Genomic DNA, 23620 nt, shown 5'->3' on the forward strand with positions numbered 1-23620 from the left:
GGTAATTTAATAAATCCGAGATAATTGTGTCTTAGTCATGATCCTGGGGAGGAGAACGACAATGTTACGCACTATTACTCTGGGGAGTGCTGTGTCTATCCAAGGGCTGTATGTCCGGGCGTTGCCTGATGGACGTATCGTCGTGAAAGTTGACGACACGAGTTACACGGGCGCGCCGGTCACCAAAGCAGCCTAACGTATCAGCACTCAATACGCAAAAAAGGGCGCGGCAATTACGCCGCCCCCTTTTTTTGTTTTTCGCAAAGATCTTACGACAGTGTACGCGTAACCTCTTCCCGCTCGAAGATTTCGATCACATCATCTGCGCGAATATCGTCGTAGTTCTCGAAAGCCATACCGCATTCTTGCCCGGACTGGACCTCGGCCACTTCATCCTTGAAGCGCTTAAGCGTTTTCAGCGTACCTTCGTGAATCACGACGTTGTCGCGTAGCAGACGCACACCGGCCGACCGCCGCGCGACACCTTCGGTGACCAGACAGCCGGCAACTTTGCCGACGCCCGTGACTTTGAAGACCTCTTTGATCGTCGCGTAGCCGATGAAGTTTTCGCGGATCTCTGCGCTCAACAGACCGGAAGCTGCTGCTTTCACGTCGTCCACAAGGTCATAGATCACCGAATAATAGCGAATCTCGACACCCTTCTGGTTCGCCGTGTTGCGGGCCGAGGCATTGGCACGAACGTTGAAGCCCATGATCGGCGCCTGGCTTGCTTCGGCGAGACCGACGTCCGTCTCGGTGATCGCACCCACGCCGGAATGCAGCACCCGCACGCGGACCTCGTCATTGCCGATCTTCTCCATCGCCTGAACGATGGCTTCGGCAGAACCTTGCACATCAGCTTTCACCAGGATGGGCAGTTCGGAGACGTTCTCGTCCGCCTTTGCATTGGCCATAAGCTGTTCCAAGGTGGTCGCAGCACCAGCCGCTGCCCGCTTGTCCTTGGCAGCCTGTTCGCGATACTCAGCGATTTCGCGGGCCTGCGCTTCGGTCTCGGTCACGTTGAGGACGTCACCAGCTTCCGGCGTCCCATTCAGACCCAGGACCTCGACAGGAACGGACGGGCCAGCTTTCTTGACCCGGTCGCCCTTGTCGTTGATGAGCGCACGGACCTTGCCGTATTGCTCGCCAACCACAAAGATATCGCCCTGCTGCAGCGTACCATTCTGAACCAGAACGGTCGCCACAGGGCCCCGGCCCACGTCCAGCTGTGCTTCGATCACGGCACCCACGGCAGCCCGATCAGGGTTGGCCTTGAGTTCCAGGATCTCGGCTTGCAGCGCAATGGCTTCAAGCAACTCGTCCAGACCCTGCCCGGACATCGCGGAAACCTCGACATCCTGCACATCACCCGAGAGTTTCTCGACGATGACTTCATGCTGCAGCAGATCGGTGCGCACCTTGTCCGGGTTCGCTTCGGGCTTGTCGATCTTGTTGATCGCCACGATCATCGGAACTTCAGCGGCTTTCGCATGGTTGATCGCCTCGATGGTCTGCGGCATCACCGCGTCATCAGCGGCCACCACCAGCACCACGATATCCGTGACCTGAGCACCGCGCGAGCGCATCGACGTGAACGCCGCGTGGCCAGGCGTGTCAAGGAAACTCAGCATCTGTCCGCTGTCGGTTTTCACCTGATAGGCGCCAATGTGCTGGGTGATCCCACCCGCTTCACCCGCCACAACCTTTGCATTGCGGATCGCATCCAGCAGTGAGGTCTTACCATGGTCAACGTGGCCCATGATGGTGATGACCGGCGGACGCGATTTGAGATCGTCTTCGGAATCCTCGACCTCCTTGATCACATCCTCGACGTCCGCATCCGAAACACGCACCACTTTGTGGCCGAATTCCTCGACGATCAGCTCAGCGGTGTCCTGATCGATGGTCTGGTTCTGCGTGACCATCATGCCGTTCTGCATCAAAGCTTTCACGACGGCGCCCACCTTTTCCGACATGCGGTTGGCCAATTCCGAAACCACAATCGCCTCGGGCACCTGCACGTCGCGCACGACCTTCTCACGCTCGATGGGACCACCCATCGCTTTTTGACGCGCCCGTTCCTGCTTGCGCTTCATTGCGGCCATGGAGCGTTGACGGCCTCCATCTCCCCCGGCCAACGCCTGGTTCAGCGTCAGTTTGCCTGAACGCCGATTGTCCTCGCCGCCCTTGCCGCCGCGGCGATTGTTGTCGCGATCCCGCTCTTGTTGCTTGCGCGGCGCGCTGTCCGGCGCCTTGGTGTTCGGCTGGCGTGCGACGACAGGTTCTTCGGCCGGGGCTGTTGCTGCCTTGGCGGCGGCTTCGGCCTCTTGCTTGCGGCGCGCATCTTCCTCGGCCTTCGCCTTCAGGCTCTCTTCGCGCTCGCGCTCTTCACGTTCCTTCGCTTCCTGTTCGGCCCGCCGGCGCTCGCGCTCTGCCGCGCGGGCTTTCTCTTCCGCCTCACGGGCCGCAGTTTCTTCCGCCTCCCGGGCCTTGGCCGCCTGAACCGCCTTCAGCCGACGTTCCATTTCCGCATCGGAAATCCCGGCGGGCCGTTTGGACGGATCACCGACGGTTGCACTTCCGGACGTTGGCTTCGCCGCGCCCGGCTTCGGCACCACAACGCGCTTGCGCTTGGTTTCAACCACGACGTTCTTGGTCCGCCCGTGGCTAAAGCTCTGCTTTACGTTGCCCGGACGCGCGCCACCGCCACGCAGACCCAATGTTTTCTTGCCGTCAGTATCGCTCATGAAGCTCGTCTATCCTTTCGAGTGGCCGATGCCACCCTCGTTTTCGCGCACGCCTTTTAGTCGGTTGGCTTCCTCTACAACACGTTGCGTGAGTCCACCAGAGGCGAGCGCCCCATGTATCACAGTTTGACGTCCGAATGCCAAACCCAATTCATCTGCCGTCAGCCAGCCAATATAGTGGCCGAAGTGCGGCGTGCTTAGTTTCGATTTGCCGCGCCCCGATCCATCCACCGCCTGGATCAGCACCTCGGCCTCTTCCATCTGAAGCCAGCTTTTGACCTTCTCGTAGCCCGCGACTGCCTTGCCTGCCTTGCGCTGCAGCGAGATCAGATCCACAACGCGCCGCGCCAACTGCGTTTCCACCTCAGTCACCAGCCCGTCGGGGATGGTAACCGGCTTCTTCGCGCCACGGGCAAAGAGCTTTTTGTCCACGGCCTTTCGCAGCGCTGTCCGGTCCGCCGAGACATAAATCCCGCGCCCAGGCAGCTTGCCCAAAATATCGGGCACAATACGATCGTCCGGCCCAGCCACGAAGCGGATCAGCCCATATTTTGGCTGCACATCACCTGTGGCAATACACTTGCGGTCTGGACCGTCACCGCGATCTTTCGGAGCGCCACCGCGACCCATCAGGCTCATCCGAGGCCTGAAATCAGGCCTCGGCCTCCTCGGTTTCAGCGTCGTCTAGCTCAGCTTCTGCTTCAGCCTCAAGTTCCGCTGGGTCAACCCAGCCTAGCATGATGCGGGCAGTCATGATCAGATCCTGCGCTTCTTCCAGCGAGACATCGAAAGGCTCCAGAACGCCATCGTCTTTTACTCGTTCGCCATCGACGGTTGTCCAACCGCCTGCCAGTTCCCAATCGGCACAGGTGGCGAAGTCTTCCAGCGTCTTTACATCATCTTTGGCGAGAGCCTCAATCATTTGGGGTGTGAGCCCCTCGAATTCAACCAGGCTGTCTTCGACACCCAAGGCACGCGCACTCTCAAGCGCGGCCTTGTTCTGCGCTTCAAGCACGTCGCGCGCACGGGCTTGCAACTCATTCGCGGTGTCTTCGTCCACACCGTCGATCACCAGCAGCTCATCGAGCTCCACATAAGCGACTTCTTCGAGGTTGGTGAACCCTTCGGAGACCAGAAGCTGCGCGAAGAACTCGTCCAGATCGAGGTTGTCCACAAACAGCTTGGTGCGCAGTTCGAACTCGGCCTGACGGCGCGCGCTTTCCTGCTCTTCGGTCATGATGTCGATGTCGAGCCCGGTCAACTGGCTGGCCAGACGGACGTTCTGACCGCGGCGGCCAATTGCGAGGCTCAGCTGTTCTTCCGGCACAACCACCTCGATCTTGCCTGCTTCCTCGTCCAGAACCACCTTGCTGACCTCGGCAGGCTGCAGCGCGTTCACGAGGAACGTGGGTTGGTCTTCGTTCCACGGGATGATGTCGATCTTCTCGCCCTGCAGCTCGTTCACAACCGCCTGCACGCGGGAGCCACGCATACCAACGCAAGCGCCCACCGGGTCGATCGACCCGTCATAGGAAATCACGGCGATCTTGGCGCGGCTGCCGGGGTCGCGGGCCACGGCCTTGATCTCGATGATGCCGTCGTAAATCTCGGGCACTTCCATCTTGAACAGTTCCGCCATGAACTCGGGCGCCGTGCGGGAGAGGAAGATCTGCGGGCCGCGCTGCTCGCGGCGCACGTCCTTGATGTAAACGCGAATGCGGTCGTTGGGGCGATAGCTTTCTCGCCCGATCTTCTCGTTGCGGCGCAGGATCGCCTCGCCCGCGCCGACATCGACGATGACGTTGCCGTATTCCTCGCGCTTGACGAGACCGTTGATGATGGTGCCTGCACGATCCTTGAATTCTTCGAACTGGCGGTCACGCTCGGCTTCGCGGACCTTCTGCAAGATCACCTGCTTGGCCGATTGCGCGGCAATCCGGCCCATCTCCACCGGGGGCACTTCTTCGACCAGCTGCTGACCCACTTCGGGGTTTTCCATATACTGTTTGGCCTGCTCGACGGTGAACTCAGCCTGATAATTCTCCAGCTCTTCATCCTCGACCACGGTCCGCACGCGGGTGAAGGTCGCCTTGCCGGTCTTGCGGTCGATGGAGACGCGAATGTCCATCTCGGCGCCGTAGCGCGACTTGGCCGCACGGGCGAGCGATTCTTCCATCGCCTCTACCACCAGACCGGGGTCGATCATCTTCTCGCGGGCCACGGCCTCGGCGGTTTGCAACAGCTCAAGCTGGTTTGCAGATGTGATTGCCATTTATAGGTCTCCCTCAGCAGACTGATCTGGTTGGATCTCGTCAAATTTCGTCTCGTCGATGGCACCTGACGCTTTGCGCTGGCGCAGCATTTCCTTGATCAGATCATCGGTCAGCACGAGTTTCGCATCCGACAACCAACCGAATTTTAGGCCAATCGTGCCCTCGGCCACATTGATCAGAACCTCGTCATTCTCAACGCCCGCCAGCTCACCCTTGAAGCGGCGGCGGCCGTCGATCATCTCACCCGTCTCGATCTTGGCCTCATAGCCTTCGAACATCTCGAAGTCTTTCAGCCGCGTCAGCGGGCGGTCGATCCCGGGGCTGGACACTTCCAGCGTATACTCATCCAGGATCGGGTCTTCGACATCGAGAATGGCGCTGACCGCCTGGCTGATCTCGGCGCAGTCGTCCACCTCGATGCCGCCCTCGGGCTTGTCGGCCATGATCTGCAAGGTGGTCGACTTGCCCGACATCAGACGCACGCGCACCAGTTCAAACCCCATATCCTCGATCACCGGGGTGATGATCTCGGCCATGCGGCGGTCGATGGCGGCTTTTGCGATCAAATCGTTTGTCATCAGTCTTTCAGGCACAAAAAAACGGGCGCGCGGCCCGTGTCGTGTTCCGGTGGAGCGTTTGGTGTGGACCCGAACGCGCCGCTGTTACGATGCATATACGCAGCAGGTGCTGAGTCTGCAACCCCTGATCGCGTCAGCCCATCCACCAGCGCTCGGCGGCGCGCAGATTGTCGAGCGGGGCGCACCTGCCGACGACCTGCGGGATCTGCACATTCTGCACCGCGACCGCGCTGACGCGCCCTGTGTCGGGCAACAGCGACAGCTGGTCCGTTCCACTCAGGAGGCCAAGATCTGTCAGGTCGGCTGCGTCTACAAATCCTTCCCGCAGCGCCTCGACTCGCACCTCATCGGACGGGATCGAAACCAGCTCGACGCTGTCGAACCAGCCAGCCTCACCATCCTTGTAGTGAGTCTCGACCCGCTGGCCGATGACCTGTCGCCCCGGCAGGAAGCGATGCAGACGATAGAGCCCGGTACCGATCCCTTTGGCCATAGCCTCCAAAGTGTTGGCGGCGGGGTACATCACCAAGTGAGCGGATGAGAGCCGATAAGGGAAATCTGCATCCGGTACCGCGAGCGTGATCCGTACGGTCGCGGCATCGGTCACCGTAATGCCCTCAATATCCGCCAGCAGCGTGTCGCGATGCAAAGCGAGGGACGCGACAACATCATCGCCGGTGAACTCGGCACCATCGTGGAAGTGCACGCCGCGCCGCAGCTCTAGCTCCCAGATGCGGGCATCCGCGCTGCCTCGCCAAGCAGTCGCCAGCTCGCCCCGCAAGATACCATCGGCGCTCACTTCGGTGAGTGTGTCAAAGATCATACCGGACATGGCCACCTGCATGAAGAGGCCGTGACTCGACCGCGTATCAAAGCTGTCATCGCGCGCAGCCCCGGACAACGCCATGCGCAACCGCCCGCCGCGCCGCGGCTGCGGGCCCGCCGACACCCCGGTGGCTGCCAGCAAAGCGGCCGCCGCACCAGAGGCGAAGAGCGCGCGCCGGTCGATATGCCGTGTGACCCGGTTCATTTCCCTGCGATCCTGTCCATCGTGCGCACAAGCTCCGCACTGATCCCCGGTTCCGACAGCGCGTGTCCCGCATTGCGCACCATCTTCAGCTCAGCATTCTCCCAGCGCTGCGCCAGCGCATAGGCGCTGTCGGGCGGGCAAATCATGTCGTAGCGGCCCTGAACGATCACGCCCGGGATATGAGCGATCCGGCCCATATGCGCCAGGATCTGGCCGTCGAATTCCAAAAAACCCGCGTTGGAAAAATAGTGATTCTCCAACCGCGCAAATGCGCGGGCATAGTCGCCTGGGCTCTCTCCGGTCGTACCGGACGAATGGATCGACGCCAGCGCATTCTCCCAGGACGACCAGGCCCGCGCGAAGCGCGTCTCAAGACTGATGTCCCCGGAAAAGAGCCTCCTGCGGTACGCTTCAATAAGATCACCACGCTCGTCTTCAGGGATCAGCGCCGTGAACCGCGCCCAGACCTCGGGCCAGAACTTGCCTGCGCCGCCGCCATAGAACCAGTCCAGCTCCGCGCGCGTCATCAGGAAAACGCCACGCAACACGATGTGGCGCACGTGGTCGGGATGCGCCTGCGCATAGATCAACGCCAGTGTCGCGCCCCAACTGCCGCCAAAGACAATCCAGTCTTCAATCTCCAGCTCACGGCGGATGAGCTCGATGTCGTCGACGAGATGCCAGGTGGTATTGTGCGTCACACTCGCGTGAGGCCGCGACCGGCCGCAACCGCGCTGGTCAAAGAGAATCACGCGATAAATCTCGGGGTCGAAATAGCGCCGCATCGCCGGACTGCATCCGCCGCCCGGGCCGCCGTGCAAGACGATGACAGGCACGCCGCGCGGGTTGCCGCATTGCTCCACATAGACCTTATGCCCTTGGCCCACGTCCAGCATCCGCTGATCGAAGGGATCGATCGGCGGGTAGAGGTATTGGACTGCGCGCTTTTGGTCCGAGAATTTATCCATTACGGGCCTATATAATACGAAAATGCACTTGAGCACATGGAGATCAGAATGCAAGCGCCGCAGACCACTGTTGACCCTTCCGAGATCGCCAAGTTCGAAGCGATGGCGGCGGAATGGTGGGACGAGAATGGCAAGTTCAAACCGCTGCACATGCTCAATCCCTGCCGGTTGGATTATATCACGTCGCAGATTGCTGCCGAATTCGACCGTGATCTGACGTCGGATCTGCCTTTCAAGGGGTTGCGTCTATTGGATATCGGCTGCGGGGGCGGCTTGTTATCGGAACCAATGGCGCGGCTGGGAGCGGATGTGGTCGGCGCAGATGCCGCAGAGCGGAACATCCCCGTTGCACAGATCCATGCAGAACAGTCCGGCCTGACCATCGACTATCGCCACACGACGGCGGAGGATTTGGCCGAGGCCGGGGAGCAGTTCGACGTGGTTCTGAACATGGAGGTGGTTGAGCATGTCGCCTCGCCCATCGACTATCTGACCGCCTGCCGCATGCTATTGAAACCCGGTGGCCTGCACGTCTGCTCGACACTCAACCGCAACCCGAAGTCCTACATGATGGCGATCATCGGGGCCGAGCACGTGATGCGCTGGTTGCCGAAGGGCACGCACGAGTGGTCGAAATTCATCACGCCAGATGAACTTTACGATCTGTTGCGGCAGGCGGGGCTGGACCCGGTCGACCGAAAGGGATTTGTGTTCAACCCACTGTCCTGGTCTTGGCGCTTGTCGGATCGGGATCTGAGCGTCAACTACGTCACTGCAAGTGTGAAACCAAGCTAGGCGTCCTCGCCCAGCTGGCGGCGCATCTCGCGCAGGATCGGCAGCGCTTCGCGAACCTGACTGTCACCCAGCTTCTCCACCACCTGATTGATCAGCGGGGTGATCGATCCGACCGCATGGTCGTGGGCCTGTCGTCCCGCAGGGCTGATCGCCACCATCTTGCGCCGGGCATCGTCCCAATCCGGTCGGATGTGCACATAGCCCGCCCATTCCAGCTTGCTGAGCGTATTGGTCATCGCACCACGGGTTACGTGGAACGTCTGGGCCAACTGCGCCGGCGTTCGTTCGTCCATGGTGCGTGCAAGATGATTGAGGACGGAAAAATGCGAGATCTCCATACCTTTGGGCAGAACCCTGCTTAGCCGGGCGCGAACCATCTGGTCCGCCGCCAGCACCTCGCTAAAGAGCGCTATTGCCAGGGCATTTCTGTCTTCGCTCATCCGGGTCCATCAAAGGATCGCGCATTTTCAAGGCTGGGCACACGGCTCCGCGCCCGCATCACTTCTCCCATATCGAGGTCCGTGATGTAAACGCCCGGGGCCTCCCCTGCGTCCATTTGGACCTCTCCCCAAGGACTTACGACGAGCGAATGCCCATAGGTCTTGCGGGTCTTGTGTTTTTCGCTGGCATGCTCCCCGGTCTGAGCCGGTGCGAGGACAAAGCAGCCGGTCTCGATTGCCCGTGCGCGCAAGAGCGTGTGCCAATGCGCGGCCCCGGTCACTGGCGAGAACGCGGCGGGAACCGTCAGGACCTGCGCCCCGGCGTTCGCAAGCGCCGCATGCAGTTTCGGAAACCGCAGATCATAGCAAATCGTCATACCGATCTGCCCAAAATCGGTTTGCGCGAGCACTGCCTCCGAACCCGGGCGATACCCTTCGGATTCGCGCCAGGTCTCCTCCGGCGTCACATCCACGTCAAACATGTGGATCTTGTCATATCGCGCAACGATCTCACCCTGAGGGTCAATCACGAAGGATCTGTTGGCAAACCGCCCATCCGCATCCTGTGTCTTCAGCGCCAGCGACCCGATCAGCAGCCAGATGCCATGCGCCTTCGCCTCAGCGCGCAAGGTCTTCAGCGTCAGGTCATCGTTTTCGAGCCGCAGCACGCCGTTCTGATGCGACCGGCTGGTCGAGATGCAGTTGGTTACTTCCGGCGTGAGGACAAATTGCGCGCCCTGATCTGCTGCCGTCCGAACATGAGCCCGGGTCACCTCTAGATTGGCCGCCGGATCGTCCGAAACATTGAGCTGCAACAGCGCGATTTTCATCAGGCTGCCAGAAGCGCGTCAAGCTTCCCCGAACGTTCCAGCGCATAGAGATCATCGCAACCGCCCACATGGGTCTCGCCCACAAAGATCTGCGGCACGGTCCGGCCCCCATTGGCACGCTGGATCATCTCGGGCTTGCGGTCGGGGTTGGCCCAGACGTCGACCTCGGAAAAGCTTACACCCTTCTGGGTCAGAAGGCGTTTGGCCGCATGACAGAACCCACAGAGCGGCGAGGTGTAAATTTCAACAGGTTGCATGATCGTTCCTCTTGGCACAGAGCGTTGCTAAGGAACTTAGGCATCCTTCACCGTACGTGCCAGTGTCACCACGTAAACCGGCCCAGATCCGGCTGCAAGACAGGCATCGGCTGCCACAGCCAGCGTCGCGCCCGACGTCAGAACATCATCGACGATCAGCACAGGTCGGGCGACCAGGCGATGGCGCCTGCGTGGATGCACGGAAATCGCACCCTTGACCGAGGAGAAGCGCACCTCACGCGTCATGCCCTCCATCGGCGGCGTACGCCGGGGCCGTTGCAAAAGATCGGGACAGACGGGCAATCCGGTCTGTTTGGCAAGGGCCTGGGCCAAAAGAGCCGACTGATTGTATCGGCGTTTGACCATGCGCGTCCAATGCAACGGCACCGGCGCGATAATCAGATTCTCCTTTGGAATGTCCGACATCGCCTGTGCCATCCATTGCGCTGCGGGCTTGGCGATTTCCTGACGGTCACCGTGTTTCAGCCCCAGCACCAATCGCCGGCCATTGTCCTTGTAAATGAGCGCGGAGCGCCCGCGGCTCCATGGGCGTGGATTGCGCATGCAGTCGTCGCATGTCAGCGTTTCGTCGCGATCCTCTCCGGGCAGAGGCACTCCGCACGAATCGCAAATTGTACCCCCGATAAACAACGTGTCCCGCCAACACGGGCCACAAAGACCGAAGTCGCTCAGAACCTTGTCGCCACACCCAAGGCATCTTGGTGGATAAATCGTTGAAACCGCTGTTTGAAAACTGAACACCACCAGCTTACGTTCCCTTCCATGACCGACCCCAAACGCCTGACCGATGTGACCGCCTTGCAGCTTCATCGTGCCCGTGCCACCGCCCTGTTTCTTCAGGAGGCCGCCGCAGACGAACTGCAGGATCGCCTCTCCATGGTTAACAGGTCGTTTACATCTCCGGCGGTCGTCACCCCATTTCCCACCATCTGGAAGATGCGACTGCCGGCGGCCCTGACCTGCTCAGATGAGGAGGAGTTGGCGCTAACGCCGGGGGCTCATGATCTGGTGGTGCATGCCATGGGTCTGCATTGGGCCAATGACCCCGTCGGACAGTTGATCCAGTGCCGCCGTGCTCTGAAACCCGATGGTATGCTGATAGCGGCTACCCTCGGCGGGCAAACCCTGCAAGAGCTTCGAAGTTGTCTGGCGCAGGCGGAGATTGCACTGAGCGGTGGTCTGTCGCCACGGGTGCTGCCGATGGGAGAGATCCGCGATCTCGGCGCTCTGCTGCAACGAGCCGGGCTTGCACTGCCCGTGGCAGATAGTCTCACCCTGACGGTCGAGTATCGCGACGCCTTTCACTTGATGCGCGACCTGCGCGCCATGGGCGAGACCAATGCGCTGACCGCGCGCCCGAAGACGGCAGCCAACAGACGCCTCTTTGAAGAGACATCTCGTCTCTATGCAGAGCATTTCGCCACGAGTACTGGCCGAATTCCTGCAACCTTCGAGATGGTATTTCTCACCGGCTGGGCGCCTGATGACAGTCAGCAGAAACCGCTGCGTCCGGGATCTGCCCAACAGCGTCTCGCAGATGCTCTGGACGTTTCAGAAACGCCCTTGCCTGATTGACCCCTGCGCAAAAGCGTCTATCTGAGGCGTAACTTCGTGTCACAAGGACCTGCCGATGCTGGACAGCAGCACATCAACACCCGTGAAAGTTCGACCAAAGCACGCCGAGGAGGATCACCCCGAAATCGCGCTGCCCAAGATCGGCATCCTGCTGGCCAATCTCGGGACACCGGACAATTACGATTATTGGTCCATGCGGCGCTATCTTAATGAGTTTCTCTCGGACCGCAGGGTCATTGATTACAGTCCGTGGATCTGGCAACCCCTGCTCCAACTGATCATCCTGTCGAAACGCCCCTTTTCCAGCGGTGCCGCCTATAAATCGATCTGGAATGAAGAGGCCGGTGAAAGTCCCTTGATGACGATCACCAAGGCTCAAGCTGCAAAAATCAAAACGGAAATGCTCAAGCGACATGGCAGCGAGGTCATGGTTGACTTCTGCATGCGGTATGGCAACCCGTCGACACGCTCGAAAGTGGCAGAGATGACCGCCGCAGGCTGTCGGAAGATTCTTTTTTTCCCTCTCTACCCCCATTATGCGGGCGCGACATCAGCCACCGCAAATGATGAGTTTTTCCGAGCGCTTACGTATGAGAAGTGGCAGCCGGTCACACGTACGGTAGAGCCCTACTATGATCGGCCGGACTACATCGAAGCGCTTGCACAATCGATCGAGCGATCCTACGCCACGATGGATACCAAACCAGATATTCTGGTCTGCTCCTACCACGGCGTACCGATCCGCTACCTGATGGAGGGTGACCCCTACCATTGCCAGTGCCAGAAAACGACACGACTTCTCAAGGAGCGCCTGGGCTGGAAAGACACTGAGATCACCACCACGTTCCAGTCAAGGTTTGGCCCTGAGGAATGGCTGCAGCCCTACACGGTCGAAGAAGTTGCGCGGCTTGCGGAAGCTGGAAAGAAAAACATCGCGGTCTGCGCGCCCGCGTTTTCGGCGGACTGCATCGAAACGCTCGAAGAGATCAACGAGGAAATCAAGGAGAGCTTTGAAGAAGCGGGTGGCGAGACATTCACCTATATTCCTTGCCTCAACGACGATGATGCGCATATCGCGGCGCTCTCGAATGTCATTGATGACAACCTGGAGGGGTGGCTGCGCTGACCCAGCTTTAGGCATAAAAAAAGGCGGCGCACTCGGCACCGCCTTTTGATACGATACTGTCGCCCGATTAGGAGACAGCTGCAGCAACAATTATCAGCAGCAGAATAGGCAGCAGCACGCCTGTGGACGAGCTTTCTGCTTCTTCAACAACAACAGGTGCTTCAACGACAGGCTCGGCCAGAGAACCGGCGTAGGCTGTCGATGCGGCTGCTGTCAGTGCAGCGGCGAGAACGAGTTTTTTCATATCATAACCTCCAGAATCGGCGAACCACGCATAGCGATAGAACGCACCCAAGACTTACCTCGTGATTGTCGGTAAAGCATCATAAGGTGATGTTTGCAAACTCGATTCCTGAGTCGATCCGCAGATCGAAGCCAATGTCGTCAAATTAGCAACACTTGCGTACCGACCTTGGTCAGCTCGTAAAGTTCCGCGATGTGCTCGTTATAGAGCCCGATGCAGCCGTTCGAGGACTGACGCCCGATCTTACGTGTATCGTGCGTCCCATGGATGCGGTAATAGGTCCAACTGAGATACAGTGCGTGTGTCCCCATGGGGTTATCAGGTCCCGGTCCGATGTATTCCGGCCAATCCGGGTTCCGCTTCAGCATCGACGGTGTAGGCCGCCAACTGGGGCCCTCGACTTTGCGAACAACCTTGGTGCGCCCGCGGCGGGTAAGCTCCTCGGTCAGCGGGACGCTTGACGGATAAAGCTTATAAAAGCTTTCATCTTCAGACCAGTAGTGCAGCGCGCGGCTGTCGATATCGACGAGCACAGCTCCGTTCTTCAGGTTGCTGAAATAGGGCTGCCAATCCAACGTCCGAAAGCTCGAAATATTGCGGCGCACAACCTCGCTGAGGTCGCGCTCGCCTTGTGTCGTTGAGGCAGAATTGACGGACGACGCATCTTGCGCGATGGCAGGTGTCGCCAGCATCGCGGCGCTACCAACCAGAAAGGACCGGCGGCTCGGTGTTTTAAAACGTTTTACGGACATCAGATGCCTCCATGACATGCGCTGCTGTTTTGACGCGGCACTTTATTGCGCGAAAGCCGCAGTCGCAAATCAAACACTTGTCATCTGAACACCATGGCGTGATGTGCGTTTGAATTGCCACGTCCCGCGGGATATGCGGTAAAACAACGTCTGAGGAGTGCAAAATGATCCGTTTGTTTTCGATTTTTCTGGCGATGAGCCTCACGCTCGCCGCCTGTGGGCCGGGCCCGACGGTATCGGATGGCTCCAGCAATGGTAAGATTTACCGAATCGGACGCGCGGACACGGGCAAAATACAATTCCGCATGCTCGACTCCGTCAACGCACTCCGCAGCGCGTCTGGCCAAGCACCTCTGGAACTGGATCCCAAACTGAACGCGGCAGCTGCGACCCACTCGCGGGACATGTCGGTTCAGAACCGTCCATGGCATTTCGGATCCGACGGCTCTTCTCCGATCGACCGTGTTCAGCGGGTCGGATATTCCGGCACTCTGGTGGGGGAAAACATCTCGGAAACATACGAGTCCGAGCTTGAAACCCTCGCGGCCTGGATGGAAAAACCGGACACACGCAGGGTGATTTTGTCGCCTGACGCCACGCAAATGGGGTTCGCCTGGTTTCAGGAGAATAACGGCAAGATCTGGTGGACGCTGGTGACCGGCAGTACCGCCGTGAATGCAGGCCCTGTTTAGGCCTCAGGCGTTCAGAACGATCAGAGTGTTGTCGGGGACCATCGCGTAGATTTCCTCGATCTCATCATTGGTGACCGCGATGCAGCCCCATGTCCAATCTGTCTTCTTTCGTCTGAATGGGTTTTCCTGACCGTGGATGAAGATATCACCGCCTGGAGACTTTCCCATCGCCTTGGCGAAAGCCACATCGTTCACGTTCGGGTATGAAATCCCGAGCGACAGGTGAAACTGCGAGTTGGGATTGCGCCGGTCAATCCGGTAGACACCCTCGGGGGTCTTGCCATCGCCTTCTATCTGCTTGTGTCCAATTGGTGCAAAGCCGAGTTGTATGTCATAGCTTTTTAGAAGTGAGTCATGATGCAAAAGGTGCATCCGCCTCTGAGTCTTGTTGACGACCACATAGGTGACCTCGGGCCCATTGTATCTCCGGAATTTCGAACTGCCTGCGCATCCACCCAAAGCCACGACGGCTGCGGTGGTGATAATCAGATCTCTGCGACGCATTTTTGCTGCCCCGTATGTCTTTTCGACGTTCTGCTCTTTTAGACACAGCTACCATGGATAATTGGTTAAACAACCTCACAAATTTGTCAGTTATCCGATTTTCCTTCCAGCCGTTTCTCGATTGCAATAAGGCGCGTCAGCACTTCATCGCGGTACGCATCGGTAACCGCGCCGGCCTCCTCCTGATGCGCATCCTGCATCGAGTTCACGATCAGACCGACGAGCAAGTTCACCACCGCAAAGGTGGTGATCATGATGAAGGGCACGAAGAAGGCCCAGGCGTAGGGGTAGACCTCCATCACAGGGCGGACGATCCCCATGGACCAGCTTTCCAGCGTCATGATCTGGAACAGTGTGTACCCGCTCAGCGGCAGCGACCCGAACCATTCCGGAAAGCTCGTGGCGAAGAGCTTGGTCGCGATCACCGCGCCAATATAAAAAATGATGGCCATCAACAAAAACACGCTGGCCATGCCGGGCAAGGCGGTGACAAAGCCTTCGACCACCCGCCGCAACCGCGGCGCAACGGAGATCACGCGCAGGACCCTCAGGATGCGCAACGCCCGCAGGACCGACATCGTCTGCGACCCGGGCACCAGCGCTGCAGCGACGATGGCAAAGTCGAACAGATTCCAACCATTTTGGAAAAAGCGTTTGCCGCGCGCAAATATCTTTAGCAAAAGCTCCGCGATGAAGAACCCCAGGCAGGCGGTGTCCAGCGCCACTATGAGCGGACCTGCTTGCGCCATCAGGGTCGGTGAGGTTTCCATCCCCAGAAGTACGGCATTGAAAATGATCACCGCCATGACAGTGTTGATCACCCAAGTCTGATCGAGCCAGACGTCCAGTTTCTGCCGCAGTGTCATTTGCCTCTCCTTGTCAGTCATCGGCGCATATGGGGCGACGTGAAGCTGGCAACAAGCTCCACATGCGCCGACCAGCGGAATTGATCCACGACTTGTATCCAATCGAGCGTGAATCCCGCGTTTACCAACTGGCGGGCATCACGGGCGAAACTTGTCGGATGACAGGACACATAGGCGATCCGGACGACATTCGTCTGTTTCAATTCGGCAATCTGGGCGTCCGCTCCGGCACGCGGCGGGTCAATCACGACAGCATCAACACCCCGGAATTCGTCTGCGAGGAGCGGGCGGCGAAACAGGTCCCTTGTTTCGGTCGTCACGGCCTTCAGCCCCGACGCGGCGCGCCAGGCCCGATCGAGTGCATGGATCATGTCCTCATCATTCTCCACGGCCAGAACTTCGGCGTGGCGCGACAGTGGCAAGGCGAAGGTGCCGCATCCCGCAAACAAATCGACGATCTTGTCGGTTCCGGAGGTAATCTCCTTCACTGCTGACAGCAGCGTGGCCTCCCCATGCGTGGTGGCTTGCAAAAATGCGCCTGGTGGTGGCGACACGTCGATGCCATCAAATGCCTGAACGGGTGCGCAGCGCATCGCAATCACTTCGCCATCCCAGGAAAGGCGCGCCAGCCCGGATTGCTCGCAAAGCCCGGCCAGCTGCAGTCGGAGCGGACCGTCGAGCGGCTTTCCACCACTCACCGCAACGTCGAGGCCGGTTTTTGTCTCTGTTATCATCACGGACAAGGTCGCCTTGCGGCTTGCGCCGGCCAATGCCAGAGCCTCCGCGACCGATGATCCTGCGAGCACTGCGGGATCAAGCAGAATGCAGTGCGGGATTGCGACAACTGTGTCGGAGCCTCGCCCAAAGAATCCAGAGAGCGCGCCTTTCTTTGTGCGTCTGGCTGCAAAGCCCGCCCGCCGACGTGTCTGCGGTGGCGAAGTTTGGATCGGCCTGAACTCGGTCCGAAGATCATGTGCCGACAGCGCGCGTTGCACGATCTCGATTTTCCATGCCGCAACGAAATCATCATCGGCATGCTGAAGCTGGCAACCGCCACAGGTCTTGAAATGGCAGCAAGGGGGTCTGACCCGGCGATCAGAGGGCTGCACGATCCTGACATCACGCAGCGCCGTGCCTTCTACAGTTCCGGAGACGACCTCTCCCGGAAGGGTCAACGGCGCATAGATGGGCCCATCCGCCACGCCATCTCCGTGCAGCCCCAGATATTCGATCTTCAACTCCGCCATACCACCTGAAGTACGGCAGGAGGGAGATGCAAAAAACCCCCTATTCAGCAGCTTGGGTACGAATGAAACCGCCTGATTGACGGTCCCAATACTGAGCGTAGAGCCCGCCGCGCGCCAAAAGTGCCTCGTGCGTGCCATTCTCCACGATCTGGCCGCCGTCCATCACGACGATCCGGTCCATCTCTGTCAGTGTGGACAGCCGGTGGGCGATGGCCAGCACGGTCTTGCCCGCCATCACCCGATCAAGCGCTGTCTGGATCGCTGCTTCGACCTCGCTGTCGAGGGCACTTGTCGCTTCGTCGAGTACGAGAATGGGCGCATCCTTGAGAATGGCGCGCGCCAGAGCGATCCGCTGACGCTGGCCTCCGGACAGCTTCACGCCGCGCTCACCCAGATGCGCGTCGTATCCAGTCCGGCCCTCATGGTCGACGAGATCAACAATGAACTCATGCGCCTCCGCTTTGCGGGCCGCCTCAATCACCTCGGCTTCACTCGCGTCCGGTCGGCCATAGATAATGTTCTCACGCGCCGAACGATTGAACATTGCCGTCTCTTGCGTGACCATCCCGATGCTGTGACGCAGGCTTTCCTGACTCACACCGGTGATATCCTGTCCATCGATTTCGATTGAGCCTTCTTCTGTATCGTAGAGCCGGAGAAGCAGCGCGACGAGCGTGGATTTGCCAACGCCGGACGCCCCGACAATGCCAAGTTTCTCGCCGGGTCCGACCGTGAGGTCGATACCACGCACGCCCCCCTTGTCGCGACCGTAGGCAAACCCGACGTTCTTCAGGGTGATCTCACCGTTCGGCACCTGGAGGTCCCGTGCATCGTCATTATCCTCGACACGGTTGCGTGGAGTGAGCGTGCGGATCCCGTCTTCGATTTCTCCGATATTGGAATAGATCGCCATCAGGGTGAAGCTGACCCAACCGGTCATCTGGGCGATTCTGATCGCCACGGCACCGGCGGCCACGATATCCCCCTGCGTCGCCTGTCCGGATTGCCACAGCAGAATGGTCCCACCCAGCAAAATAACAGGCAGAACCCCAGCCATCGTCATCAAGGCAAACCGGAACCCGGCGGCCAGGTACCCAAACGCCAAGGCCCTTGTACGGAAGGTCTTCATCGCATTCAGCGCAGCCTGGTCTTCCTGGTCCGCGTGGGCAAAAAGCTTGACCGTCTTTATGTTGGTAATTGTGTCAACGACCTGACCCGAGACCATCGCCCGCGCGCCGGCTCTGCTGGCCGAGCGCTTGCGGACGCGCGGCAAAAACCAGTTGATCATGGCGAAGTAGCCGATCAGCCAAACACCAAACCCCAAGGCGACGCGCCAGTCGATGGCGAAGAGCAAAAGCACCGATCCGGCCAATGACGCCAGCGCAAAGGCGACCACGTTGATGACTTCGGAGACGACATCTGTCACAGCACGCGCGCATTGCATCTGCTTCTGCGCGATCCGGCCTGCGAAATCATCATCGAAAAACCCGACCGTCTGCCCCAGCGTCCAGCGATGCAGGCGCGACAGGACCAGCGGGTTCACATTTGGCTGCACGATGATCGCGTTCGCAGACGCCGACAGACCAAAAAGTATCGGTCGAGCGATCATAAAGAACACGATGGCCGCACTCACCAGAGCGAGGTTCGATCCGTCGAAAAACGCATCCGGCCCTGCCGCAGCCGTCGCGTCGATGACCTTGCCGAGGATAAACGCTGTGCCAGCCTCCATGGCACCGGCGGCAGCAGACAGGAACGCCGCCAGCCACAAGGCGGGCCACGACCCGGACAGGCACCAGCGCATGAACGCCCCCAGACTGCGCGGCGGTGGCCCGTCGGCAGCGCGGAAGGCATTGATCCAGTTCGATATGTTCAAGAGGCCTCCTCGATATCAGCGGCCAGAAATCCACCCGACTGCCGCGCCCAGAATTCTGCATATAGGCCGCGCCGCGCCAAAAGCGCGTCATGGCTGCCATCTTCCACGATCATGCCGCGATCCAGCACCAGGATGCGGTCCATCTGCGCAATGGTGGACAGGCGGTGGGCAATCGCGATCACCGTCTTGCCCTCCATCATGCCATAAAGCGTGTCCTGAATCGCCGCCTCCACCTCGCTGTCGAGCGCACTAGTGGCCTCGTCGAGCAGCAGGATAGGCGCGTCCTTCAGGATCACCCGGGCCAGCGTGATCCGCTGACGCTGACCGCCTGACAGCTTCACGCCGCGCTCACCCACCTGCGCATCGTAGCCCTGTCGACCCTCCGGATCCTCGAGGTCAAGAATGAACTCATGCGCCTGCGCCTGACGCGCAGCGGCAAAGACATCCTCCTCCGTCGCATCGGCACGTCCATAGAGGATGTTGTCCCGAACAGACCGATGCAGCAGCGAACTGTCCTGCTGCACCATGCCGATGGCCAACCGCAGACTGTCCTGCTGCACCTTCGTGACGTCCTGTCCATCGATCAGAATCTGCCCGCGCTCCGGGTCGTAGAACCGCAGGAGAAGTTTCACCAGCGTTGACTTGCCGGCGCCAGACCGACCCACTAGTCCAATTTTCTCGCCCCGACGGATCGTCAGGTCGATCCCGTCCAGACCGCCGGAGCCACGCCCATAGTGATGCGACAGATCCTTTATCTCGATGGTACCATCGGTCAGCTGCAGGGGCCGTGCTCCTTCTCTGTCTGTCAGTCTGATGGGTTGCGCTATGGTCTCCATACCCTCGGAGACAACACCAAGCTCCTGAAAGAATGTGGTCAGAGCCCACATGATCCACCCCGTCATCGCGTTCAGGCGCAGGGTCAGCGCGGTTGCAGCCGCGACGACCCCCACACTGGCCATCCCCTGCATCCACAGCAGGATCGCCCAGCCGACAACCCCGATGATGAGCAAGCCATTCAACAGCACCAGCATCACGTCCATGACCGTGAAGATGCGCATCTCCACCTGGAAGGTCCGACGCGTCTCCTCGATGGCCTCCTTGGCGTAGTCGAGCTCCTTCTCGTGATGCGCGAACATCTTCACAGAATGAATGTTGGTGTAGGCATCGACGACGCGCCCTGTGACCGCAGACCGCGCGTTCGAGGCCGCCTTTGAGGCTGGCCCAACCCGCTTGATCGTCCAGCGGAGCAGCAGGCCATAGAGCGCAAACCACCCCAGAAGCGGGATCAGCAGTCGGGGATCGGAAGACGACAGCAGGATCGCTGCGCCGATCAGATAGGCGAGCGAAAAGGAGATCGCGTCGAAGACCTGAAACACCACCTCGCCTGCCGCTGGCGGTGTCTGCATGATCCGGTTGGCCACACGCCCTGCAAAGTCGTTCTCGAACCACCCCACCGACTGGCGCAGCACCTGGCGGTGCGACCGCCATCGTATCATGGTGGTGAAATTCGGCAGAATTGCATTGTTGAGAAGTGCCACGTCGATGGCCTGCAACAAGGGCCGCATCAGGAGAATAAAAAGGGCGACGAGGATCAGCTCGGTGCTGTGCTTCTCCCACATGTCCTGCGGTTCGTCTTCGAGCAGGTCCACGACCCGCCCCATGTAGAAGATCAGCCAGATCTCGATGGCAGCCACGACGACTGACATTATGCCAGCCAGCCAGAAAACCTTTTTGAAGGGCTGCGCGTACTGCAGCATGAACGGCCAGAGCGTCTGAGGTGGCGTGTCTGTCTCCTTATAGGCGCAATAGGGGTCAACAAGACGTTCGAAAAAGCGGAACATGGCGGGAAGCCTTCGGTAGATTTACGAAATGGTCAGGCGCTGCAGAGCAGGCCATCCGGAGCATGGTTATGACGGCCTCAGCCCAACCAGATCCCGCGATACATCTCGTATTCCTCCGTCTTGAGTAAGCTCTGGTTACAGGAGAATTTCTGCTTTGTCGACCGGCTCACGCCAGTTTCATCAACTCTTCGCGTGTGAGCCGAAAACCGGATGCGATCCACTGCTTTTCGACGGACTTGAGATGGGCACCCAGAGCCTTGCCGGTGAACCTTTGCATGAAATCTTTTGCGCTGACGGGCAACTGCGCGTCGGACGCTTTTTTCAAGGCTGTCAATGCCGTTCGGTCGACCGACTTCTGCGCCAGCGCCGCGCGCATGATCAGGGTGTGCGCTGCCATCTGAAACCCGTGGCGGTAGGCGACTTCGGGCTCAGGCATCATATCGCGCATCACCTCGGCCAGACGTGCAAGTGTCTTTGCATCACGGTTGCGGAGGCGCAGCCGATCCGGGACGGCATCGCCACCCAGAGCAGCGAGTCGCAGACGCCAATCAGGTTCAAAACCCAATTCGGCCTCCAGATGCACCACCGGACCCACCAACGTCGTGTCACTGCCCGGCAAAAGAACCGGCAAGACACCCGTTTGCCGCATCGACGCCAGCGCTCGCGTCGGCTCCGGTGCCGCCAAAAGACGGCAGATTTCCTGACCGACGCGCTCAGCCGAAAGCCGCGCCAATCCATCGGTATTCGCCGCAATCGCGGCCAAGGCGTCAGGATCAAACCCATCTGATGGGTTCGCGTACCACGCATGAAACCGAAAGAAGCGTAAGATGCGCAGATAGTCTTCGCGAATCCGCTGCTCTGCACTTTCAATAAAGCGGATGCGTCGGGCCAAACAGTCCTGCAACCCCCCGAGAGGATCGACGATTTGACCGTCTTGCGTGGCATAAAGTGCGTTGAGAGTGAAATCGCGACGGCGGGCGTCGTCCAGGATATCTTTGGAAAAAGCGACAACAGCGCGCCGTCCATCGGTTGCCACATCCTTGCGAAAGGTCGTGACTTCAAAACCTGTCCCCCCAGCGACCACCGTGACTGTGCCGTGATCAAGACCCGTCGGCACAACTTTCAATCCGGCGGCCTCCGCCAATCGGCAGACCTCCTGCGGGGTCGCTGGCGTGGCCATATCGACATCCGATCCATTGATCCCAAGGATGGCGTCCCGGACACAACCGCCAACCATATAGACCGGGGTGCCTTCCGCACTCACCGCCGTACAGACAGCTTTGACGCCTGCGTCCGACAACCAGGCCGTATGAGGCGGGATCATGTTGAGAGTTGGTCGCTCCATGCTCGCAACATACGCGCAGTCGCACCCCAGATGTAATAGGGTCCGTAGGGCACGGCAAAGTAGAGGCGCTTCTGTCCGCGCCAGCGGCGGGACTGGATCACAAAGTTCTCGGCGTTCAGAACGTGAGACAGCGGAACGGCGAAAACCTCATCGACTTCACCCGACTCGGGCAGAATATCGAAGGGGCCGGTCACTCTACCGATGACAGGTGTCACGATGAACCCCGTGACCGTCTCATGCGCGGGCAATGTGCCGAGTATCTCAACCTTTGATGAAGGCAAACCAATCTCTTCGCGCGCCTCCCGCAGAGCCGCTGCGACCACATCGGCATCCCCCTCATCCTGCTTCCCTCCGGGGAAGGCAATTTGACCGGGATGGTGTTTGAGCGCCGAGGAGCGTTTGGTCAGCAAAAGATGATGCGTACCACCCTGTTCGATGATCGGAGCGAAAACACCTGCGGGCCGCAACTTGCGACCCTCCGGCAAAACCGTTTCTGGATTGAGATCAAAGTCCGAGGACGGGCGCCCCGGGCGCGACAATGCCGCCCGGAGCTCCCCGATGTCATGTGTCATGACTGTCCTGTTTGGCCTCAAATCCGACGGTGGCCGGATCCAGATCGTAGTGCGCTCCGCAAAACTGACAGTCCGCCGTCACGCGGCCCGCATCGGTTGTCATCTTTTCGATGTCGCGCGCCGAGTAGATCGACAAGCTTTGGCGCACCCGATCCTCCGAACAGGTACAGCCAAACCGGACCGTCTGTGTTTCGAAAACACGCGGCTGCTCCTCATGGAAAAGACGCAACAGCAGATCGTTCGGTGCCAGCAACGGGCCGATGAGCTCCATATCCTCGACCGTGTCCAGCAGAATGTTGACGCGGTTCCAGTTTTCCGCTTCGTCATCCTGCACGAGATCGGCGGCAGAGAGGGTTTCGCCATTGCCATCGCCCCCCGCCACGAAAGGCGAAGCTTTCGGCATATGCTGCAGCATCACCCCTCCCCCGCGCCAGTGTTCGGCCACACCGGGTTCGGTCGATGTCCCGAAGCTGAGGGAGAACCGTGTTGGCAACTGTTCAGATTGCGCGAAATAAGTCTCGGCACAGGATGCGAGCGAGCCGCCCTCAAGCGGCGTGATACCCTGATATGGGGTCATGCCCTTGCCCTGGTCGATCATGATCGCAAAGTACCCTTCGCCCACCTGGTCAAACGGAGCACCCTCTGTCAGTCGGTCGGCGTCATAGCTCGCGTAGGCCCGGATCCGTGCGGAATCGCCCTCCTTTTCAGGTCCGTAGTAGTCAGTGGCGATCATGCGGACCGCACCTTTTGATTGGACCTGAAGCTGCAATTTCCACCGAAGCTTGATGGTCTGACCGATCAATGCCGTCAGCAGAGCCATCTCGGCAACCAAGGCTTCGACCTGCGGCGGGTAGTCATGCTGCTGCAGGATACCATTCAATGCGCCATCAAGCCGCGCAACACGACCACGGATGTCGCTGGCATCAAGTTGAAAGGGCAGGACAGTATCGTCCCACGCGATCTGATGTCCAAGTGTCATTGGGGTTTCCTTATCGCCAAGGGGTTGGCATACCGGCTCCATATAACCGTCCTGGGTGCGTTGAA

General features: G+C 59.5%; 24 protein-coding genes. 4 read left to right on the forward strand and 20 right to left on the reverse strand.

The genetic code is table 11. The annotated features are described in order from the left end of the window. Nucleotides 1-269 precede the first annotated feature (269 nt). From infB to pip, 6 genes are all read right to left on the reverse strand, one after another. Entirely contained in the window at nt 270-2747 is a 2478-nt protein-coding gene (gene infB / locus Q1A71_RS04800; protein ID WP_299672367.1) for a translation initiation factor IF-2, read from the reverse strand. Nucleotides 2748-2756: 9 nt separating this feature from the next. Then, the gene (locus tag Q1A71_RS04805; RefSeq protein WP_299673184.1) at nt 2757-3377 is read right to left on the reverse strand and encodes an RNA-binding protein; all 621 of its coding nucleotides are present in this window, start codon (nt 3375-3377) and stop codon (nt 2757-2759) included. Nucleotides 3378-3399: 22 nt separating this feature from the next. Continuing rightward, nucleotides 3400-5019: a transcription termination factor NusA gene (gene nusA / locus Q1A71_RS04810; RefSeq protein WP_299672369.1), complete on the reverse strand. Its 1620-nt coding sequence runs from the start codon at nt 5017-5019 to the stop codon at nt 3400-3402. Then, a complete protein-coding gene (gene rimP, locus Q1A71_RS04815; RefSeq protein ID WP_299672372.1) occupies nt 5020-5598 on the reverse strand; it encodes a ribosome maturation factor RimP in 579 nt (192 codons plus the stop codon). A gap of 133 nt (nt 5599-5731) precedes the next feature. Then, nucleotides 5732-6628, reverse strand: coding sequence for an ABC transporter substrate-binding protein (locus tag Q1A71_RS04820; RefSeq protein ID WP_299672374.1), 897 nt, complete (start codon nt 6626-6628; stop codon nt 5732-5734). Continuing rightward, nucleotides 6625-7596 (reverse strand): prolyl aminopeptidase, encoded by a 972-nt coding sequence (gene pip, locus Q1A71_RS04825; protein WP_299672376.1) that lies wholly within the window; start codon nt 7594-7596, stop codon nt 6625-6627. Before pip ends, Q1A71_RS04820 begins: the two co-directional genes overlap by 4 nt. A gap of 48 nt (nt 7597-7644) precedes the next feature. Between pip and ubiG the strand changes: the two genes are divergently transcribed. Continuing rightward, complete coding sequence (gene ubiG, locus Q1A71_RS04830) at nt 7645-8391, forward strand: bifunctional 2-polyprenyl-6-hydroxyphenol methylase/3-demethylubiquinol 3-O-methyltransferase UbiG (RefSeq protein ID WP_299672378.1); 747 nt, start codon at nt 7645-7647, stop codon at nt 8389-8391. Here ubiG and Q1A71_RS04835 read toward each other — a convergent pair. The 4 genes from Q1A71_RS04835 to Q1A71_RS04850 are packed head-to-tail and all read right to left on the reverse strand — an operon-like array spanning nt 8388 to nt 10686. Next, entirely contained in the window at nt 8388-8831 is a 444-nt protein-coding gene (locus Q1A71_RS04835) for a MarR family winged helix-turn-helix transcriptional regulator (protein ID WP_299672380.1), read from the reverse strand. The two genes, ubiG and Q1A71_RS04835, sit on opposite strands and share 4 nt — an antisense overlap. Next, complete coding sequence (locus Q1A71_RS04840; protein WP_299672383.1) at nt 8828-9661, reverse strand: carbon-nitrogen hydrolase family protein; 834 nt, start codon at nt 9659-9661, stop codon at nt 8828-8830. Before Q1A71_RS04840 ends, Q1A71_RS04835 begins: the two co-directional genes overlap by 4 nt. Then, the gene (gene grxC, locus Q1A71_RS04845; RefSeq protein WP_299672385.1) at nt 9661-9918 is read right to left on the reverse strand and encodes a glutaredoxin 3; all 258 of its coding nucleotides are present in this window, start codon (nt 9916-9918) and stop codon (nt 9661-9663) included. Before grxC ends, Q1A71_RS04840 begins: the two co-directional genes overlap by 1 nt. A gap of 36 nt (nt 9919-9954) precedes the next feature. After that, nucleotides 9955-10686, reverse strand: a complete 732-nt coding sequence (locus Q1A71_RS04850) for a ComF family protein (RefSeq protein ID WP_299673185.1) — start codon at nt 10684-10686, stop codon at nt 9955-9957. A gap of 15 nt (nt 10687-10701) precedes the next feature. Here Q1A71_RS04850 and Q1A71_RS04855 point away from each other — a divergent pair, with 15 nt between their 5' ends. Further along, entirely contained in the window at nt 10702-11514 is an 813-nt protein-coding gene (locus Q1A71_RS04855) for a methyltransferase domain-containing protein (protein ID WP_299672387.1), read from the forward strand. A 55-nt stretch (nt 11515-11569) separates the two neighbouring features. Beyond that, complete coding sequence (gene hemH / locus Q1A71_RS04860; protein ID WP_299672389.1) at nt 11570-12640, forward strand: ferrochelatase; 1071 nt, start codon at nt 11570-11572, stop codon at nt 12638-12640. A 67-nt stretch (nt 12641-12707) separates the two neighbouring features. Here the strand turns inward: hemH and Q1A71_RS04865 are convergent, their stop codons facing one another. Together Q1A71_RS04865 and Q1A71_RS04870 are read right to left on the reverse strand one after the other, a co-directional pair. Then, the gene (locus tag Q1A71_RS04865; protein WP_263842363.1) at nt 12708-12884 is read right to left on the reverse strand and encodes a hypothetical protein; all 177 of its coding nucleotides are present in this window, start codon (nt 12882-12884) and stop codon (nt 12708-12710) included. 140 nt (nt 12885-13024) lie between these two features. Next, a complete protein-coding gene (locus tag Q1A71_RS04870; protein ID WP_299672393.1) occupies nt 13025-13636 on the reverse strand; it encodes a L,D-transpeptidase in 612 nt (203 codons plus the stop codon). A 164-nt stretch (nt 13637-13800) separates the two neighbouring features. On the opposite strand from Q1A71_RS04870, the gene Q1A71_RS04875 reads away from it, so the two are divergent. Further along, entirely contained in the window at nt 13801-14328 is a 528-nt protein-coding gene (locus Q1A71_RS04875) for a CAP domain-containing protein (RefSeq protein ID WP_299672395.1), read from the forward strand. Nucleotides 14329-14331: 3 nt separating this feature from the next. Here the strand turns inward: Q1A71_RS04875 and Q1A71_RS04880 are convergent, their stop codons facing one another. The 8 genes from Q1A71_RS04880 to Q1A71_RS04915 form a co-directional block, all read right to left on the reverse strand. Further along, a complete protein-coding gene (locus Q1A71_RS04880; protein WP_299672397.1) occupies nt 14332-14832 on the reverse strand; it encodes a L,D-transpeptidase family protein in 501 nt (166 codons plus the stop codon). Between the two features lie 86 nt (nt 14833-14918). Beyond that, nucleotides 14919-15698, reverse strand: coding sequence for an ion transporter (locus tag Q1A71_RS04885; protein WP_299672399.1), 780 nt, complete (start codon nt 15696-15698; stop codon nt 14919-14921). A 17-nt stretch (nt 15699-15715) separates the two neighbouring features. After that, nucleotides 15716-16945, reverse strand: coding sequence for an RsmD family RNA methyltransferase (locus tag Q1A71_RS04890; protein WP_299672401.1), 1230 nt, complete (start codon nt 16943-16945; stop codon nt 15716-15718). Nucleotides 16946-16985: 40 nt separating this feature from the next. Further along, a complete protein-coding gene (locus Q1A71_RS04895) occupies nt 16986-18818 on the reverse strand; it encodes an ABC transporter ATP-binding protein (protein WP_299672403.1) in 1833 nt (610 codons plus the stop codon). Beyond that, nucleotides 18815-20659: an ABC transporter ATP-binding protein gene (locus Q1A71_RS04900; protein WP_299672404.1), complete on the reverse strand. Its 1845-nt coding sequence runs from the start codon at nt 20657-20659 to the stop codon at nt 18815-18817. Before Q1A71_RS04900 ends, Q1A71_RS04895 begins: the two co-directional genes overlap by 4 nt. 166 nt (nt 20660-20825) lie before the next feature. Next, nucleotides 20826-22004, reverse strand: a complete 1179-nt coding sequence (locus tag Q1A71_RS04905) for a CCA tRNA nucleotidyltransferase (RefSeq protein WP_299672405.1) — start codon at nt 22002-22004, stop codon at nt 20826-20828. Beyond that, a complete protein-coding gene (locus Q1A71_RS04910; RefSeq protein ID WP_299672407.1) occupies nt 21980-22576 on the reverse strand; it encodes a CoA pyrophosphatase in 597 nt (198 codons plus the stop codon). Before Q1A71_RS04910 ends, Q1A71_RS04905 begins: the two co-directional genes overlap by 25 nt. After that, the gene (locus tag Q1A71_RS04915) at nt 22566-23555 is read right to left on the reverse strand and encodes an Hsp33 family molecular chaperone HslO (protein ID WP_299672409.1); all 990 of its coding nucleotides are present in this window, start codon (nt 23553-23555) and stop codon (nt 22566-22568) included. The genes Q1A71_RS04910 and Q1A71_RS04915 overlap by 11 nt, the downstream gene beginning before the upstream one ends. Nucleotides 23556-23620 lie beyond the last annotated feature (65 nt).

It is taken from the genome of uncultured Roseobacter sp. (assembly GCF_947493125.1).
Lineage (GTDB): Bacteria > Pseudomonadota > Alphaproteobacteria > Rhodobacterales > Rhodobacteraceae > Roseobacter.